We start from the raw sequence: 16,854 nt of genomic DNA, 5'->3' as shown, positions 1-16,854 counted from the left end.
GTATTCCTTAAAGAAAACTTAGAGGCGGACCGTGGAGATAAATTGCTTCAGCTCCGCCGTTTGCGGATTGGCGAACAGCGTTCTACTGTCGCCCTGTTCCCAGACGCGCCCCTGATGCATAAAGACCACGCGATCGCCCACGTCGCGGGCGAAGTTCATTTCATGGGTGACGAGAATCAGCGTCATGCCTTCGGCGGCCAGCTGCTCCAGCACTTTCAGCACTTCGCCGACCAGCTCGGGATCGAGCGCGGAGGTGATCTCGTCACAGAGTAAAACTTTGGGCTGCATCGCCAGCGCACGGGCAATCGCCACGCGCTGCTGCTGACCGCCTGACAGATTGGCCGGGTAGTAATTGATACGCTCACCAAGGCCGACTTTCTCCAGCATCTGCGTTGCCAGTTCACGGCATTCGGCTTGGTTTTTCTTCAACACGCGGCGCGGCGCCAGCATCACGTTTTCCAGCGCCGTCATGTGCGGGAACAGGTTGAAGTTCTGGAACACCATGCCGACCGAGCGGCTGATTTCACGCGCCTGCGATTCGCGGTCGGTAATCGTCATGCCGCCGAGTTTGATGCTGCCTTCCTGATAGCCTTCAAGCCCGTTCATGCAGCGCAGCAAGGTACTTTTGCCCGATCCGCTGCGGCCGATAATCGAGATCACTTCGCCGTGATCGACATCGAGATCCACACCTTTCAAGACGTGGTTGTCGCCGTAGTACTTCTGTACCTGATTAATGGTGATGAGCGGCATTGAATTTTTTCTCCAGGTACTGGCTGTAACGCGACAGCGGATAACACATCAGGAAGTAACCGAGCGCCACCAGGCCAAACACCTTGAACGGCTCATACGTCACGTTATTCAAAATGGTGCCGGCTTTGGTCAGCTCGACGAAACCGATAATCGAAGCCAGCGCGGTGCCTTTGATCACCTGCACGGCAAACCCAACCGTAGGCGCGATAGCGATGCGAATCGCCTGCGGCGCCACCACGCGAAACAGCGTTTGACCAAAGGTCAGGCCGAGACAGCGCGACGCTTCCCACTGCCCTTTTGGCAGGGCGCGAATGCTGCCGTACCAGATATCCAGCAAAAACGCGCTGGTGTAGAGCGTTAAGGCCAGCGAGGCGGCGGTCCATGGCGCTACATCGATGCCGAACAAGCCGACGCCGAAGAAAGCGAGGAACAGCTGCATCAGCAGCGGCGTGCCCTGAAACAGCTCGGTGTAAGCGCGCACCAGGCGCATCGGCCATTTGCGTTTCAGCAGGCGCATAAACAGCAGCGGTAAAGTCACCAGCGTGCCGCCAAAAAATGCCACCAGCGAGAGTAAAATTGTCCAGCGCGCTGCCAGCAGCAGGTTGCGCAGGATGTCCCAGTCGGTAAATTGCGTCATCATGCCGGCTGCGCTCCCAACCATTTACGTCCCAGCGCCAGCAGCAGTTGGCGCATGGCAATCGACAACGCCAGATAGATCAGCGTGGTCACGAAATAGACTTCAAAACTCAAAAAGGTGCGCGACTGAATCAGGTTGGCGGCGAAGGTCAACTCTTCGTACGACACCTGCGACACCACCGATGAACCGAGCATCACAATGATGCATTGGCTGACCAGCGCAGGATAAATGCGCTGCAGCGACGGCGGCAGCACTACGCGGATAAAGGTTTGCGTGCGGGTCAATCCCAGCACGCGCCCCGCTTCCCACTGGCCGCGCGGCGTCACCTGAATCCCGGCGCGAATAATTTCGGTGCTGTAAGCGCCCAGGTTAATCAACATCGCCAACAGCGCCGCTTCGCCCGCCGTCAGTTTCAGACCCAAATTGGGCAAACCAAACACGATAAAAAACAGCTGCACCACAAACGGCGTATTGCGGATCAGCTCGACATACAGGCCCCAGATGCGGCTCGCCCAGCTCGGTTTACCGCTGCGCAATGCTGCGCCGAGAATCCCGAGGCTGACGCCGCCCACGGTGGCGAGTACGGTGATCTGAATCGTGACCCATAATCCGGCCAGCAACTCTGGCCAGTGCGGCCAGAGATCGGCAAAGTTAAGTTGCGCCATGCTTTATGCGCCGAGGTTGGCTGGCAACGGCGCTTTCAGCCACTCTTCCGACAGCTTGTTCAGCGTGCCGTCTTTGATGCCCTGCTCAATCAGCGCATTCACTTTCTCTTTCAGCGCCGGCTCATCTTTTTTCAGGCCGATGTAGCACGGTGAATCTTTCAGCATGAACTGGGCAACCGGTGCTTTTGCTGCGTTCTGACGCGCAATGGCGGCGACAACCAGGTTACCGGTGGCAACGTACTGCACTTGTCCGGAAAGGTAGGCCGACAACGTGGTGTTGTTATCTTCGTAACGCTTCACCTGGGCGTCTTTAGGCGCGATATCGCTCAACACCATATCTTCCACTGCACCGCGCGTGACGCCGATGGATTTTCCGCTCAGCGCTGCCGCATCTTTCAGGGTTTCACCTTTCGGACCAAATACGCCGAGGAAGAACGGCGCATACGCTTGGGTGAAATCGATCACTTTTTCGCGCTCGGCGTTTTTGCCCATGCTGGAGATCACCAGATCGACTTTATCGGTCTGCAGATACGGCACGCGGTTGGCGCTGGAAACCGGCACCAGCTGCAACTTCAGTTTCATCTGTTTGGCGAGATACTTCGCCATGTCGATATCGTAGCCCTGCGGTTGCAGGTCAGTACCCACGGAACCGAACGGCGGGAAATCCTGCGGAACCGCCACCCGGATCACGCCGCGCTTCTGGATATCCTGCAGCTGATCGGCCATCGCACTCCCGACCTGCGCCATCAGCAATGCCGCGCCCGCTACCGCTAATAATACTTTTTTCATTATGCACCCCGGTGAGTTTACGTGAAACAAAAGATTCTTGACGAATCATTCTGCAACTAATGTGCCAACCGCAGTGCTGGGAGAAGAAAGGAGAAAAAACGTGAATTTACCGCGTTACTGGCAGCAAAAACGGGCATTGCGCCCGTTGGGATTAACGATCAAAAATAGTGCACTGCACCATGATGGCGCCCGTTATCGGTGTTCCAGCTCGTCGAGATGTTGATAAAGATCGGCAATTTGATGGATGCGCTGACGGCCCTGCGACAACATTTCATGCAGCAACGCATTCGCCAGCAGGTTAACCAGACTCATGGCGGAGGCGTAGCTATCAAAGGCGGAAACGCTGTCGAGTGGCGCACAAAGCTGCCAGCGCGCCAGCGTGATAATCCCCTGCGCCTGCGGCTCACACAGCGCCAGCACCGGGATGTTGCTCTGCTGCAGCTGCTGCATCAGCGGACGAATGATGCGTGGACGGCGACGAAACGCCATCACCACCACGATATCGTCGGGCGTGATATCCACCAGCTCTTCGCCCAGCGTCTGGCCCGGCTGCGGCAGCACATGCACCTGCGTACGCGCCTGCATCAGCTGCTGACGCAGGTGCAGCGCCACCGGATAGGCGTTACGCATGCCGATGATAAACACCCGTTTTGCCGCGCCCAGCGCACTAATCACCTCGCCAAACTGCTGCGGATCGATGCTGTTAACCCACTGCGTCAGATTCGCCATCTCCTGCTTATAATGGCGCGACAGCAAGGTGTTGCCCTGCACCGCATCACGATTGTCGGTGAGCGGCATGCCGCTCTGGCGCAGGATGCGCAGCTCATCGCGCATGTCCTTGTATTTCTCGTAACCGAGACGCTTGAACAAACGGCTAACCGTCGCCTTCGACACGCCGCTCAGCCGCGCCAGCTCGGCGCTGTTGTAGCTGATCAGGTCATCAAAATGGTCAAACACGAAGTCGGCAATGCGCTGCTCCTGCGGCGACAGTTGCGGATAGTGACTACGAAGGCGTTCATCAAGTTGTTTCATCATCGGTCCTGTAACTTTCGTTTCACCACAAGCTAGCATAAATCGATCCAGATTGATGTCCGACCAAAACTGGAACAGCTCTTGCTTAGATTTATGCAGTATTTGCAGATGTTCACGAATTCGCACATTCCGTAGCGGCGCAATTTATTGCGCGATAAATCGCGCCGCTACGGAATGTGCGGTGATTAAACAGAGTGCTTAAAAGAGAACAAGAGAAACAATCACTATGATACAGAGCAACATGGCGCCGTTAGGCATGGCCGTTACGCCCCATCATCTCGCCAGCGAAAGCGCTTTAGCGGTACTACGCGAAGGCGGCAACGCGCTGGAAGCGATGGTGGCCGCCGCTGCCACTATCGCCGTGGTTTACCCGCACATGAACGGTTTGGGTGGCGACGGCTTCTGGCTGGTGGTACCGCCAAACGGCGATCCCATCGCCATTGACGCCAGCGGCGCGGCCGGTTCACTGGCGCATCTCGATTTCTATCACGGCGAAACGCATATTCCGCATCGCGGACCCAAAGCCGCCCTAACCGTTGCCGGCACCGTGAGCGGTTGGCAGGAAGCATTGACGCTGGCGCAGGAACTCGGCGCTACGCCACTGCCATTAACCCGCTTGCTGCGCGATGCGATTCGCTATGCCGCCGACGGGATTCCGGTCACCGCCTCGCAGGCCGCCGCTACCGCCGCCAAACAGCATGAGTTACAGCATCAACCCGGTTTTGCCGCCACCTTTTTACCGGACGGCAGCGTTCCGGTTGCAGGCAGCCGCTTCACCCAACCGGCGCTGGCGAACACGCTCAGCATGCTGTGCGATCACGGACTCGAAAGTTTTTATCGCGGTGAACTGGCGCACCATCTGGCGCGCGAAATGAGCGCGCTGGGGATGCCAATCACGCTGGAAGATTTGCAGACGCATAAAGCCCGCCGCTGCACGCCGCTGCATCTGGCGCACAGTGAAGGCGATATCTGGAACATGACGCCGCCGACGCAGGGTTTGGTGTCGCTGGCGATCCTCGGCATTACCGATCGACTTAATATGGCTGACGCCAATGAAGCACAAACCGTGCACCGCATCGTCGAAGCCACCAAAAAAGCCTTTGCGCTGCGCGACAAGCACATCACCGATCCGCGCCACATCGACATTGATGTACAGAGCCTGCTGGATGCTGAACATCTCAGCACGCTGGCGGCGCAGGTGGACGAGCATCAAGCCGCTGCGTGGGGCACCGGGCGCGGACCGGGCGACACCGTGTGGATGGGCGTGATGGACAGCAGCGGGCTGGCCGTTTCGTTTATCCAGAGCGTCTATCACGAATTCGGCAGCGGCGTGGTACTGCCTGGCACCGGCATCACCTGGCAAAACCGGGGGGCCGCTTTCAGCCTGCAGCCCGATCATTTGCTGGCGCTGCAGCCGGGCAAACAGCCGTTCCATACCCTTAATCCCGCCGCCGCGCGTCTCAAAGATGGCCGCACCATGGTGTACGGTTCGATGGGCGGCGACGGCCAACCGCAAACCCAGGCGGCGATTTTCACCCGTCACGTGATTCAGGGGCATCCGCTGCAACAGGCGGTGAGCGCGCCGCGCTGGCTGCTGGGTCGCACATGGGGACAATCATCCGATTCGCTCAAGCTTGAAGCGCGCATCGCACCGGAAACGGTGCAGCAGCTGCGCGCACTCGGCCATGAGGTTGAACTGCTACCCGATTTCAGTGAAGTGGTCGGCCATGCAGGTGCGATCGTCAGACACAACAACGGCATGCTGGAAGGCGCGTTCGATCCGCGCAGCAACGGCAGCGCCGCCGGTTTCTAACGGAGATAATTGATGAGTTCACAACCGGACTGGGCCACCTATATCGCCCAAATGGAGCAGATTCTGGCGCTGGAGCTGGATGATGCGCGTCGCGCCGAGCTGCTGACGCAGTTCAACCGCATCGCCGCAATGGCCGAGCCGCTGATGGCGCTGCCGCTCGACGATCGACTGGAAGTGGCGGGAGTCTTTCATCCATGAAACTGTCGTCATTATCGATTAACGCCCTGCAGCAGGCGCTGAGCCAGGGCGAGATCAGCGCCCGCGATATCGCGCAACATACGCTCGCGGCGATTGAACAACATAATCCGGCGATCAACGCCTGGACCGAAGTCACCGGTCAGCGCATGCTGCGCGAAGCCGATCAGATCGATCAGCAGCGCCAGCGCGGCGAAACCTTGCCGCCGTTAGCCGCCATTCCTTACGCGGTGAAAAACCTGTTTGATGTCGCCGGACACAGCACCTTAGCTGGAGCCAGCATGTTCAGCGAACGCGCGGCGGCCCGCGAGGATGCGTGGGCGGTGAGCAAACTGCGTCAGTCTGGCGCGCTGCTCTCCGGCATGCTGAATATGGATGCCTATGCGTACGGTTTTACCACCGAAAACACCCATTACGGCGCGACGCACAACCCGCGCGATTTAACCCGCGTGGCGGGCGGATCGTCCGGCGGTTCGGCAGCGGCGGTGGCGGCGGGTTTGGTGCACTTCTCGCTCGGCACCGACACCAACGGCTCGATCCGCGTGCCCGCTTCGTTGTGCGGCATCTTCGGCCTGAAACCGACCTTTGGCCGCCTGTCGCGCAGCGGCAGCCATCCGTTTGTCGCCAGCCTCGATCACATCGGCCCATTTGCCCGTTCGGTTGAAGATTTGAGCCTGGTGTACGACACCTTGCAAGGTGCCGACGCCAGCGATGCCTTCCAGGCCGCGCAGCCCGTTGCGCCAGCCAGCGCCGGGCTTAACAAGGGCGCAGAAGGCGTGCGCAGCGCGGTACTCGGCGGGTTCTTCTCAACCTGGTGCAGCGATGAAGCGCGCGCCGCCGTGGCCGTTGCGGCTAAAGCACTGCAGGCAATCGACGAAGTGACTTTACCGAATGCAGAGATCGCCCGTTCGGCGGCCTTTATCATGACCGCCGCAGAAGGCGGTAATCATTACTTGCCTATGCTGCGCACGCAGCCCGAGCAGTTCGAGCCCAACTCACGTGAACGCTTGCTGGCCGGAGCGATGCTGCCCTCGGCGTGGTACGTGCAGGCGCAGCGTTTCCGCCGTCACTTCCAGCAGCAGGTGCTGCCGCTGTTTGAGCAGTTCGATGTGCTGATTGCACCCGCCACACCGTGTACCGCCACCACCATCGGCCAGGAAACCATTCACATCAACGGCCAGCATTTGCCGACGCGCGCCAGCATGGGCATGCTGACCCAGCCGATTTCGTTCCTTGGCTTACCGGTCTGTACCGTGCCGCTGCAAACCGCCAGCGGCTTGCCGATTGGTTTACAGCTGATCGCCGCACCGTTTAAAGAACATCTGGCACTGCGCGCCGCCTGGGCGCTGCAACAGCAAGGGCTGACGCTGCCACAAACCACCTTAATGGATGCCTGAAGATGACACCTGAACATATCGATCGCCCGGCAGTGCTCGCCGAAGTCACCGCCGCCTTTTACCGCTACGAGCAGGCGTTGATCAGCAATGACGTTGAGGTGCTGGATGAGCTGTTCTGGCACGACAAACGCACCGTGCGTTTGGGCGCGGGCGAGAATCTGTATGGCATTGATGAGATTCGCGCTTTTCGCGCGGCACGTCCGCCGAAAGGGTTGGAGCGCGAGTTACGTAATACGGTGATTACCACTTTTGGCGATGACTATGCGGTGTGCAGCACCGAGTTTACGCGTGAAGGCGTGGAGAAGATTGGACGCCAGCAGCAGACGTGGGTGCGATTGCCGTGCGGCTGGCGGATTGTCGCGGCGCAGGTGAGTTTGATGATTTGAGCTGTTAGCGGGATAAATCGGTCGCCATATATGGCGTAATGCTCGTCAGATAAGCCAACGCCGATTGCGCAGGCCGATGCCACTTTTGCTCCGGCGGTCCTCGCGCCGCTTATGCGGTACCTTCACTTCGCTCGTCTGCCTGACGGACCGGCGGAGACGGGACATCCTTGTCCCGGCTCCGCCTTTCGCCCGCGTCCTGCGGGCTCTCCTGGCTTCCTCGCTTCGTTCAGCGCTGCGGATTGCCTGCCCAAAAGCGTCCCCGGCCTGCTCCCAAGCTTCAGTGCGTGTTGTTGAAAAGGGCACTTTTGCCAGAGGCGCTGACGCGTCTGCTGCGGCATAAGGGCTATTCGCAGCGCTGAGGCTTTTACGTTGGGCCAGGAGCCTCACGCATGGATGCGTGAGGCAGTTCGGGGCCGGCCAGGACGGCCGATCCGCGAACGGTCCGTTGGCACAACGTGGAAGCCGAAGGTACCGCGTAAGCGGCGCGAGGACGGCCCGTGACGCAGCAGATGTGGCAGAGCCAGCTACCTATTCAAAGCAACATGCTTTCTTAACTGACAAGCATTACGCCATAAATGGCGACCCTACAAACTCAGGATGTTGGTGCCGGATGCGTTTCGATCCAGTGATCGGCGATCTGCTGCCGCGTACACACCCACACATCTTCATGCTGCTGAATGTGATCGAGGAAGCGCTGCAAGCCACGGAATTTCCCCGGACGTCCCAGCAAACGACAGTGCATGCCAATCGACATCATCTTCGGTGCGGTTTCGCCCTCTTCGTACAGCACATCAAAGGTGTCGCGCAGATAGGTAAAGAACTGCTCCGCGGTGTTGAAGCCCTGCGGCGAGGCGAAGCGCATGTCGTTGCACTCCAGCGTGTAAGGGATGATGAGGTGCGGTTTGACCGTGCCGTCCTGACAAGTGACTTGCGTCCAGAACGGTAAATCGTCGCCGTAATAGTCGCTGTCATAGCTGAAACCGCCCTGCTCGACCACTAAACGTCGGGTGTTTGGGCTATCGCGGCCGGTGTACCAGCCGGTTGGCGCTTTACCGAACAGATCGGTTAACACGTCCACCGCCTGTTGCATGTGCTGGCGCTCGGTTTTGGCGTCCATCGCCTGATAGTGGATCCAGCGCCAGCCGTGGCTCACCACGTCGTAATCCGCCGCTTTAATCGCTTCGACGATGTCCGGATGACGTGCCAGCGCCATCGCCACGCCAAATACCGTCAGCGGCAAACCGCGTTTTTGAAACTCATTGTGGATGCGCCAGAACCCGGCGCGCGAGCCGTATTCATACAGCGAATCCATCGACATATGACGATCGGCGTAACTGGCCGCACCGATAATATCGGAAAGAAACTGCTCGGAACCGGCGTCGCCATGCAACACGTTGTTCTCGGCACCCTCTTCGTAATTAAGAACAAACTGCACCGCGACGCGCGCTTTGCCCGGCCACTGCGCATGCGGCGGGTTGCCGGCATAGCCGATCAGATCGCGTGGATAGTTTTTGTTGAAGCTGTACTCTTTCTTTCCAGATACATCATTCATTCTGTAAGTTCCTGTCGCTCAACCAGTGGTTAGTTTAGGTGCTGAAAGACTCCGCTGAGCGGTTTTTCGAGGGGATAATCGAGATCGCCGTGCTTGCTGGTGCCAAAGCCTAACGCCACCAACGACTCCACCATTTTTACTGCGGCGCTGACGCCGTCGATCACCGGAATGCCCAGCTCTTTAGTGAGATCCTGCGCCAGCGTGGCCATGCCGCCACAGCCCAACACAATCGCGCCGCTGCCATCTTCGCGTTTGGCCTGAATGCAGCGCTGACGTACTTTCTCCTGCGCCACGCCGCTGCCGTCTTCCAGCGCCAGCACCGGCAGATCGATGGCGTGCAGCGCAGCGCAATGGTGAGTGAAGCCATATTGCTGCAGCAGATGGCGCGCTATCACCAACGTACGCGGCAAGGTGGTGACAATCGAAAAGCGCGTCGCCACCAGCGTGGCGGTGTGCATGGCCGCTTCCGCGATGCCAATCACCGGCCCGCTCGCCAGTTCACGCGCCGCCAGCAATCCCGGATCGCCGAAGCAAGCAATGATATGGCCGCTCACGCCTTGCGCTTTGCCGCGCTTCACCTGCTCCAGCACGCCAATTGCTGCGATGGCTTCATCAAAATGACCTTCAATCGATTCCACGCCGTGCGTTGGACACACCGCCAGAATCTCGGTGCCCGGCGCGGCAACGGTGCGCGCGGCGGCGCCAATGGTTTCCGTCATCGCTAAGCTGGTGTTCGGATTGATGACCTGAATCAGGCTCATGATGCCGCTCCTTTGTTACCGGCAAATAACCGGGTGAAATCAGGCAAGGTTTCGCCGCTGCGCTCAAAGTGCAGGCTGGCAACAATGTGTTCGAAGTGATGCTGTAGTGCGGCAGTCAACGCCGGCAGATCTTTTTGCCGCAGCAGATCCACCAGCCGATCGTGATGATCGCAACGGCAGCCGCGCTGCCACGGTGCACCGTAAGCGGCGATCACCAACGACGAACGCTGCGTCAGGCGCGTCACCATATCGGTGAGCACTTCGTTACCGGAGATCGCCTGCAGCTGAATATGAAAAGCGGCGGAGAGACGAATCGCGGCAGCACCATCGTGCTGGTCGTGTGCTTGCTGCTCTTCTTCAATTAGCACGCCAAGCGCCGCTAAGTGCGGTGCCTGTACGTGGCTCAGCACCGCTGGCAAATTGGCGCACTCTAATAAACTGCGGGTGGCAAAGATGTCGCGGGCTTCATCAACGCCCGGCGTCGCCACCTGTGCACCACGTCGGGGCGACAAGGTGATCATTTGCACCGCGGCGAGGCGCTGCAGCACCTTGCGGATGCCGGTGCGGCTCACGCCGAAGACGTCTGATAACGCTTCTTCCGGCAATTTACTGCCCGGCGGCAACTGATGCTCAACGATGGCGGTCAGCAGCGCCTGATAGATAGGTTCATCGCGATCGTTCAGATCGGCAGCCGTTTTCTGGCCTGTTTCACTCTTCATTACCTGCTCCGGTAAGTGACTGTGTGCTGCACATCGTATACGTGAAATTAATTTTTTGTATACAAGAAATCAATTCTGGCCTGGATCCTGCAATACCGTTTCACGATGTGATTATTATTCCATGATGTAGAGAGGAGCAGGTTTCATGCCAAATCATTCTGAAGTGACCTCTGCGGTGGCCTCTGAAGCCAACGCGCAATACAGTCCACGCCTGTGTAACGAAGATCTGGCGCCGACGCGCGACCAGAACTGGTCGTGGTACAACATCTTTTCTTTCTGGATGTCGGACGTGCACAGCATGGGCGGCTATGTGGTGGCCGCCAGCTTCTTTACCCTTGGGCTGGCGAGCTGGCAGGTGCTGCTGTGCTTGTTAGTGGGCATCTGCATTGTGCAGCTCTGCGCCAATCTGGTGGCCAAACCGAGCCAGATGGCGGGCGTGCCCTACGCGGTGATTTCGCGTCAGGCATTTGGTGTGTTCGGCGCGAATATCCCGGCGATTATCCGCGGGCTGATCGCTTTCGCGTGGTACGGCATCCAGACTTATCTGGCGGCTAATGCGCTGATGCTGGTGCTGCTGAAGTTCTTCCCAGCCCTGAGCAGCATGACGCAAAGCAGCTGGCTCGGCTTATCACAGTTGGGCTGGTGCTGTTTCGGCGTGATGTGGTTGCTGCAGGCGATGGTGTTTTGGCACGGCATGAGCGCGATCAAACGCTTTATCGATGTCGCCGGTCCGGCGGTGTACGTGGTGATGGTGGCGCTGGCGGGCTGGATTGTATACAAAACCGGTTTTGACGGTATCTCCTTCACGCTGGCCAGCAAGCAGTTGAGCACCGGCGAGCAAACCTGGCAGATGATCACCGCCACTGCGCTGGTGGTCTCTTACTTCTCCGGTCCGCTGCTGAATTTTGGTGACTTCTCACGTTACGGCAAAAGCATGGGCGAAATTCGTCGCGGCAACCGCTGGGGCTTACCGTTCAACTTCTTGCTGTTCTCGATTGTCACCGTAGTGATTGTTTCCGGTACCCAATCGCTGTTCGGCAGAATGATCACCGATCCGATTGAGACCGTCAGCATGGTGGGTAACGACGTGGCGGTGGCGATTGGCCTGTTGACCATGATTATCGCCACCATCGGTATTAACATCGTGGCGAACTTTGTCTCGCCGGCATTCGACTTCTCTAACTGCTCGCCGCAGAAAATCAGCTTCCGTACGGGTGGCATGATTGCTGCAGTCGGCTCGGTGTTACTGACGCCGTGGAACCTGTTTCAGTCGCCAGAACTGATTCACTACACGCTGGATGTATTGGGCTCGTTCATTGGGCCGTTGTTCGGCATCCTGGTGGCTGATTTCTATCTGATTAAACGCAGCAAAGTCTATGTTGATGATCTGTTTGATGACACGCCAAAAGGACGTTACTGGTATCGCGGCGGCTTCAACCCGAAAGCAATTGCTGCGCTGCTGCCGTCGGTGGGCATTTGTCTGGTGATCAGCTTCATTCCTTCACTGCATGCGGTGGCGAACTTTAGCTGGTTTATCGGCGTGGCGCTGGGTGCGGGCTGCTATCGCTGGCTGGCGCGCGCGGACCGCGAAGAGTCTGTGGCGGCGTATCGCGCGACGGTGGCGGTGCAGAAGGATTAAGTTGGTAATGGTCGCCATGAATGGCGACCCTACGCCGGTTTGTAAAAAGCAAAAAGCCGATGCATATCTGCATCGGCTTCTTTAAATAGATTGGCGGAACGGACGGGGCTCGAACCCGCGACCCCCTGCGTGACAGGCAGGTATTCTAACCAACTGAACTACCGCTCCGCGCTTTGTTCCCCGTCGAGAACGAGGCGCATATTAATAGCAGCTCTCGTACCCGTCAACGCTTTTTATGTGGGAATGTTTCGTTTGGCGTTTTTTTCAGCTTAACGTCGATTTTCCACGCAAAATCAGCCGTTTTACACACGCCACAGGCAGCTACCGCCCTTCTTTTGCACTAAATCCAGACGACCTTCGTGCGCAATAATCTCTTCATCGCTGGCGCTGACCACGCGCAGACCTGAACTCGGGCGCACTATCCGCTGAATGTTCTCACCGCCGCCCTGATTGTTCTGCTCACCATCGAGTGAAAAGGCCAGCGAAGTCTGACCGCCGGTCATCATCAGGAACACTTCGGCCAGAATCTCGGCATCGAGCAGTGCGCCGTGCAGCGTACGCTTGCTGTTGTCTATCTCATAACGGTTGCACAACGCATCGAGGCTGTTGCGCTTGCCGGGATACATCTTACGCGCCATCGCCAGGCTATCGGTGATCTGGCAGAAGGTTTCGGTTTTGCCGATATCCCGCTTCAGCATGCCGAATTCGTAATCCATAAAGCCGATATCGAACGATGCGTTATGGATCACCAGCTCCGCGCCACGGATGTACTCAAGGAATTCGTCGGCGATATCCGCAAACATCGGCTTATCGGCGAGGAATTCGTCGGCGATACCGTGAACGCCGAACGCTTCCGGATCCACCAGCCGATCGGGCTTCAGATACATGTGGAAGTTGTTGCCGGTCAGGCGACGGTTGATCACCTCAACCGCACCAATTTCAATGATGCGATGTCCTTCATAATGCACACCGATCATGTTCATGCCGGTGGTTTCGGTATCGAGGACGATCTGGCGGTTATTTGCAGTGCTCATAGGACTCGTTTTATGTCAGACTTGGCGTTTTGTCAGAAGGAAGTCTACCAGAGATGCGCAAACAGGTAGAAATATTCACCGATGGATCTTGCCTGGGCAATCCCGGTCCCGGCGGCTACGGCGCCATTTTGCGGTATGGTGCGCATGAAAAAGAGTTCAGTACGGGTTATCGCCTCACCACCAACAATCGCATGGAGATGATGGCGGCTATCGTGGCGCTTGAAGCGTTAAAACAGCCGTGTGAGGTGGTGCTTAGCACCGACAGCCAATATGTTCGTCAAGGCATCACTAGCTGGATCCACAACTGGAAGAAGCGCGGCTGGAAAACCGCCGATAAAAAACCGGTAAAAAATGTCGATCTGTGGAAACGCCTCGATGTGGCGCTCAGCAACCATGAAATTAAGTGGGAATGGGTAAAAGGTCACGCGGGGCATCCGGAGAACGAACGCTGCGACGAACTGGCGCGCAGCGCCGCGGGAAATCCTACCCAGGATGATATCGGCTATCAGGTTGAATCCTGATCCTTCACTTCACGAAACTGGCGCGTAACGTTAACCGTTTGACGTAGCTGGCTTTGGCTCAGATTCTTCTTCATTTTGGTGGGCGTTAACGGGAACGTGCGTTTACGTGCCACCACAATGTTCAAACAACCGAGCGCCGGTAAATGCGCGCTGATCACCCTGCCGCCCTGCCGATGCCACGGCACCACCTGAAAACGGGTACGGTACACTACTTCATAATTCAGCAGGCCCAGCCAGTCGAGCAGACGAACCTGGCTGAACATGCGTCCACTCCACGGCGCGCGCGAGTGTAATCCCGGAATGCCTTTGCTGATCCCTAATAGACTGAAAGGATTGAAGCCGCTGATGATCATCCAGCCATCATCGATCAATACCCGATCCACCTCGCGCAACACACGATGCGGATCCTGACTCCACGCCAGCGTGTGCGCCAGCAAACAGGCATCAACTGATTTAGATTCAAAGGGTAATTGTGTGTTATTGGCGATAACCTGTAACTCATCGCCCTCAATGCCCACATTCACCTGATGCGATATGGCACACTGGCTGGTGTTGATTTCTGCGCTGAGGCTGCCAATTTTAAGCATATGAAAGCCATACAGCTTCCCGAGATAAGGCTGCAGTTGCTGAGTGAGCGCGTCGCGAAAATAGTCTCCCATTGGCATATCGCGCCAGGAGCGCGGTGCAGTCAGGATTTGGCGTGTTTTAGCCGGCTTCATGCTCTACCATTTTCCTTTTTCTACGACCTGAGAGGTGTTTATGAATCTTACCAGCATTCCCGCATTGCAGGATAACTACATCTGGACACTGACGGACGATGACAATAACTGTCTGATTGTCGATCCCGGCGAAGCACAGCCGGTGCTGGATAAAATCAGGGCTAATCATTGGCAACCCGTGGCGATTTTTCTGACGCATCATCATCACGATCACGTCGGCGGCGTGGATGAGCTGTTGCAGCACTATCCCGATTTGGCGGTTTTCGGTCCACAGGAAACTGCAGATAAAGGGGCAAAGCATATTGTGGCCGAAGGCGATGAATTTACAGTTCTTGGGCTTAATTTCCGTGTCATCGCAACACCTGGTCACACTTTAGGACATATCTCATATTTCAGCTCTCCTTATCTTTTCTGTGGAGACACGATGTTTTCCGGTGGCTGCGGACGTTTATTTGAAGGCACCGCAAAACAAATGTTCGAATCATTTCAAAAGCTTAATCAACTCCCTGCAGATACTCTTGTTTGCTGTGCGCATGAGTACACTTTATCCAATATGAAGTTTGCTGCGGCTATTCTGCCCCATGACCCTAAAATTTTGGCAAGGTATCAGCAAATTAAGGACTTACGCGCAGAAAACCGCATTACTTTACCGACAAAACTGGCCTTAGAGCGGGAAATAAATTTATTTTTACGCACGCAAGACGCTGATTTACAACAGGCTTTAGGCACTAATGTGTCATCGTCAGCATTATGGCAAACTTTCGCCGATCTACGCGAGAAGAAAGACCGCTTTTGATATTTGAGGTTGTGTTGTGGTGGACCGTCACGTATAGTTGCTCGTCTTTTAAGCGAACTATTGACACACACATGAAGGCTAAAGCGATCTTACTCGCCTCGGTCTTGCTGATGGGATGTCAGGCATCAAGGAATGACGCCAATATCCCCGTACAGCATGCCCAGAGTCTGTCTTCAGCTGGTCAAGGTGAAAATGGAAAGTACGGAGATCGATTGTTGTCGCCGCGATGGCAGGATGATGGAACAAGCCTCGCAGAAGATACTGATCTCTGGAATCACATTAGTGACGAGTTGAAGATGGGGATTCCGGAAAACAGCCGGATCCGCGAACAAAAAACAAAATTTTTAAAAAATAAGAGCTATCTCCACGATGTAACATTACGGGCAGAGCCGTACATGTACTGGATAGTCGAGCAGATACAGAAACGTAAAATGCCGATGGAACTGGTACTGCTACCCATAGTGGAGAGCGCTTTTGACCCACACGCAACATCTTCTGCGAATGCCGCCGGCATTTGGCAGATTGTTGCACAAACGGGCAAAAACTATGGTTTGAAACAGAACCAATGGTACGACGGACGCCGCGATGTGGTGGCCTCGACCAAAGTAGCGCTGGATATGATGCAGCGTCTGAACGGTATGTTTGACGGTGACTGGTTACTGACCATCGCCGCCTACAACAGCGGTGAAGGACGTGTGCTGAAGGCGATGAAACAGAATAAGGCGCGCGGTAAGCCGACTGACTTCTGGAATTTATCGCTGCCACGCGAGACTACGGTTTACGTACCTAAAATGTTGGCCTTGAGTGAGATTCTCAAGAACAACAAGCGTTACGGTATCAAACTGCCGACCCCGAACGAGAGCCGTGCATTAGCTCGCGTAGAGGTGGGACAGCAGATTGAACTGACGCAGGCCGCCGATATGGCCGGTATGTCTCTCAGCAAGCTGAAGACATTTAATGCCGGTTATAAAAACGGAGCCACAGCGCCAAATGGACCGCACTACATTATGGTGCCGAAGTCCAACGTTGCTAAGTTGCGCGATTCACTGGCTTCAGGTGATATCGCTTCCGTGCAGCCTACCGAGATGGCGAAAGTCAGCGCGGCAGGAAACAGCTACACGGTACGCAAAGGCGACACCTTGTCTGGTATTGCCAGCAAGCTTGGCGTAAGCGTCAGTGCACTGAAACAGCAGAACAATCTGCGCAGCGCTTCTGTTCGTACCGGTCAGACTCTGACCGTGAGCGGCAAAGCGAGCACGCAATTGGCTGATAACGGCAACAGCATCACCTACCGTGTACGTAAGGGTGATTCTTTTGCCAGTATTGCAAAACGTCACGGTGTGAATACCAAAGATGTTATGCGCTGGAACAGTGATGCTAAAGACATTCAGCCGGGCGACAAGCTCACGCTGTTTGTGAATAATAGCGCAACACCTGATACCTAATGCC

General features: G+C 56.6%; 17 protein-coding genes, 1 tRNA gene and 1 pseudogene. 8 read left to right on the top strand and 11 right to left on the bottom strand.

The features are described from left to right. Positions 1–18: 18 nt before the first annotated feature. The 5 genes from ACXIZX_RS03530 to hpxU all read right to left on the bottom strand — a co-directional run bounded on the left by ACXIZX_RS03530 (position 19) and on the right by hpxU (position 3,873). Positions 19–750, bottom strand: a complete 732-nt coding sequence (locus ACXIZX_RS03530) for an amino acid ABC transporter ATP-binding protein (RefSeq protein WP_479403597.1) — start codon at positions 748–750, stop codon at positions 19–21. After that, the gene (locus ACXIZX_RS03525; protein ID WP_061717543.1) at positions 731–1,387 is read right to left on the bottom strand and encodes an amino acid ABC transporter permease; all 657 of its coding nucleotides are present in this window, start codon (positions 1,385–1,387) and stop codon (positions 731–733) included. Before ACXIZX_RS03525 ends, ACXIZX_RS03530 begins: the two co-directional genes overlap by 20 nt. After that, complete coding sequence (locus tag ACXIZX_RS03520) at positions 1,387–2,052, bottom strand: amino acid ABC transporter permease (RefSeq protein WP_061717544.1); 666 nt, start codon at positions 2,050–2,052, stop codon at positions 1,387–1,389. Before ACXIZX_RS03520 ends, ACXIZX_RS03525 begins: the two co-directional genes overlap by 1 nt. Positions 2,053–2,055: 3 nt before the next feature. Next, on the bottom strand, positions 2,056–2,841 hold the full coding sequence (locus ACXIZX_RS03515) for a transporter substrate-binding domain-containing protein (RefSeq protein WP_008105226.1): 786 nt from the start codon (positions 2,839–2,841) through the stop codon (positions 2,056–2,058). A gap of 192 nt (positions 2,842–3,033) precedes the next feature. Beyond that, positions 3,034–3,873 carry a MurR/RpiR family transcriptional regulator HpxU gene (hpxU, locus tag ACXIZX_RS03510; RefSeq protein WP_479404841.1) on the bottom strand — a complete coding sequence of 280 codons (840 nt, stop codon included), beginning with the start codon at positions 3,871–3,873 and terminating at the stop codon, positions 3,034–3,036. Between the two features lie 226 nt (positions 3,874–4,099). Between hpxU and ACXIZX_RS03505 the strand changes: the two genes are divergently transcribed. Genes ACXIZX_RS03505 through hpxZ form a run of 4 tightly spaced genes read left to right on the top strand, consistent with a single transcriptional unit; the run spans position 4,100 to position 7,664 of the window. Continuing rightward, positions 4,100–5,686: a gamma-glutamyltransferase family protein gene (locus ACXIZX_RS03505; RefSeq protein WP_479403596.1), complete on the top strand. Its 1,587-nt coding sequence runs from the start codon at positions 4,100–4,102 to the stop codon at positions 5,684–5,686. A gap of 12 nt (positions 5,687–5,698) precedes the next feature. Beyond that, positions 5,699–5,884: an oxalurate catabolism protein HpxX gene (hpxX, locus tag ACXIZX_RS03500; RefSeq protein WP_061723592.1), complete on the top strand. Its 186-nt coding sequence runs from the start codon at positions 5,699–5,701 to the stop codon at positions 5,882–5,884. Continuing rightward, entirely contained in the window at positions 5,881–7,278 is a 1,398-nt protein-coding gene (locus ACXIZX_RS03495) for an AtzE family amidohydrolase (RefSeq protein ID WP_479403595.1), read from the top strand. The genes hpxX and ACXIZX_RS03495 overlap by 4 nt, the downstream gene beginning before the upstream one ends. Positions 7,279–7,280: 2 nt before the next feature. Beyond that, positions 7,281–7,664, top strand: coding sequence for an oxalurate catabolism protein HpxZ (hpxZ, locus tag ACXIZX_RS03490; protein WP_479403594.1), 384 nt, complete (start codon positions 7,281–7,283; stop codon positions 7,662–7,664). 592 nt (positions 7,665–8,256) lie between these two features. Here hpxZ and puuE read toward each other — a convergent pair. From puuE to ACXIZX_RS03475, 3 genes are read right to left on the bottom strand one after another with little or no spacing between them, the layout of a single operon-like run. Next, the gene (gene puuE, locus ACXIZX_RS03485) at positions 8,257–9,216 is read right to left on the bottom strand and encodes an allantoinase PuuE (RefSeq protein WP_179451770.1); all 960 of its coding nucleotides are present in this window, start codon (positions 9,214–9,216) and stop codon (positions 8,257–8,259) included. Between the two features lie 29 nt (positions 9,217–9,245). Then, positions 9,246–9,977 carry an allantoin racemase gene (hpxA, locus tag ACXIZX_RS03480; protein WP_479403593.1) on the bottom strand — a complete coding sequence of 244 codons (732 nt, stop codon included), beginning with the start codon at positions 9,975–9,977 and terminating at the stop codon, positions 9,246–9,248. Next, positions 9,974–10,696 (bottom strand): GntR family transcriptional regulator, encoded by a 723-nt coding sequence (locus ACXIZX_RS03475; RefSeq protein ID WP_008105218.1) that lies wholly within the window; start codon positions 10,694–10,696, stop codon positions 9,974–9,976. Before ACXIZX_RS03475 ends, hpxA begins: the two co-directional genes overlap by 4 nt. Before the next feature lie 145 nt (positions 10,697–10,841). On the opposite strand from ACXIZX_RS03475, the gene ACXIZX_RS03470 reads away from it, so the two are divergent. Next, positions 10,842–12,335, top strand: coding sequence for an NCS1 family nucleobase:cation symporter-1 (locus ACXIZX_RS03470; RefSeq protein WP_179451772.1), 1,494 nt, complete (start codon positions 10,842–10,844; stop codon positions 12,333–12,335). 91 nt (positions 12,336–12,426) lie between these two features. Here ACXIZX_RS03470 and ACXIZX_RS03465 read toward each other — a convergent pair. Further along, positions 12,427–12,503 (bottom strand) — tRNA-Asp (locus ACXIZX_RS03465). A 134-nt stretch (positions 12,504–12,637) separates the two neighbouring features. Further along, a complete protein-coding gene (gene dnaQ / locus ACXIZX_RS03460) occupies positions 12,638–13,369 on the bottom strand; it encodes a DNA polymerase III subunit epsilon (RefSeq protein ID WP_154183866.1) in 732 nt (243 codons plus the stop codon). Between dnaQ and rnhA the strand changes: the two are divergent. Further along, positions 13,323–13,890, top strand: a pseudogene (rnhA, locus tag ACXIZX_RS03455) (ribonuclease HI). The gene dnaQ and the pseudogene rnhA overlap by 47 nt on opposite strands. On the opposite strand, the gene ACXIZX_RS03450 reads toward rnhA, so the two are convergent. Next, positions 13,875–14,609 (bottom strand): class I SAM-dependent methyltransferase, encoded by a 735-nt coding sequence (locus ACXIZX_RS03450; protein ID WP_061723590.1) that lies wholly within the window; start codon positions 14,607–14,609, stop codon positions 13,875–13,877. The pseudogene rnhA and the gene ACXIZX_RS03450 overlap by 16 nt on opposite strands. Before the next feature lie 40 nt (positions 14,610–14,649). On the opposite strand from ACXIZX_RS03450, the gene gloB reads away from it, so the two are divergent. Beyond that, a complete protein-coding gene (gene gloB, locus ACXIZX_RS03445; RefSeq protein ID WP_479403592.1) occupies positions 14,650–15,405 on the top strand; it encodes a hydroxyacylglutathione hydrolase in 756 nt (251 codons plus the stop codon). 71 nt (positions 15,406–15,476) lie between these two features. Further along, positions 15,477–16,850 (top strand): murein transglycosylase D, encoded by a 1,374-nt coding sequence (gene mltD / locus ACXIZX_RS03440; protein WP_479403591.1) that lies wholly within the window; start codon positions 15,477–15,479, stop codon positions 16,848–16,850. The last annotated feature ends 4 nt before the right edge of the window (positions 16,851–16,854 follow it).

This window comes from Candidatus Pantoea symbiotica, assembly GCF_056491525.1.
Note: the sequence above shows the minus strand (reverse complement) of the source record. Positions and strands in the feature narration are given on the sequence as shown.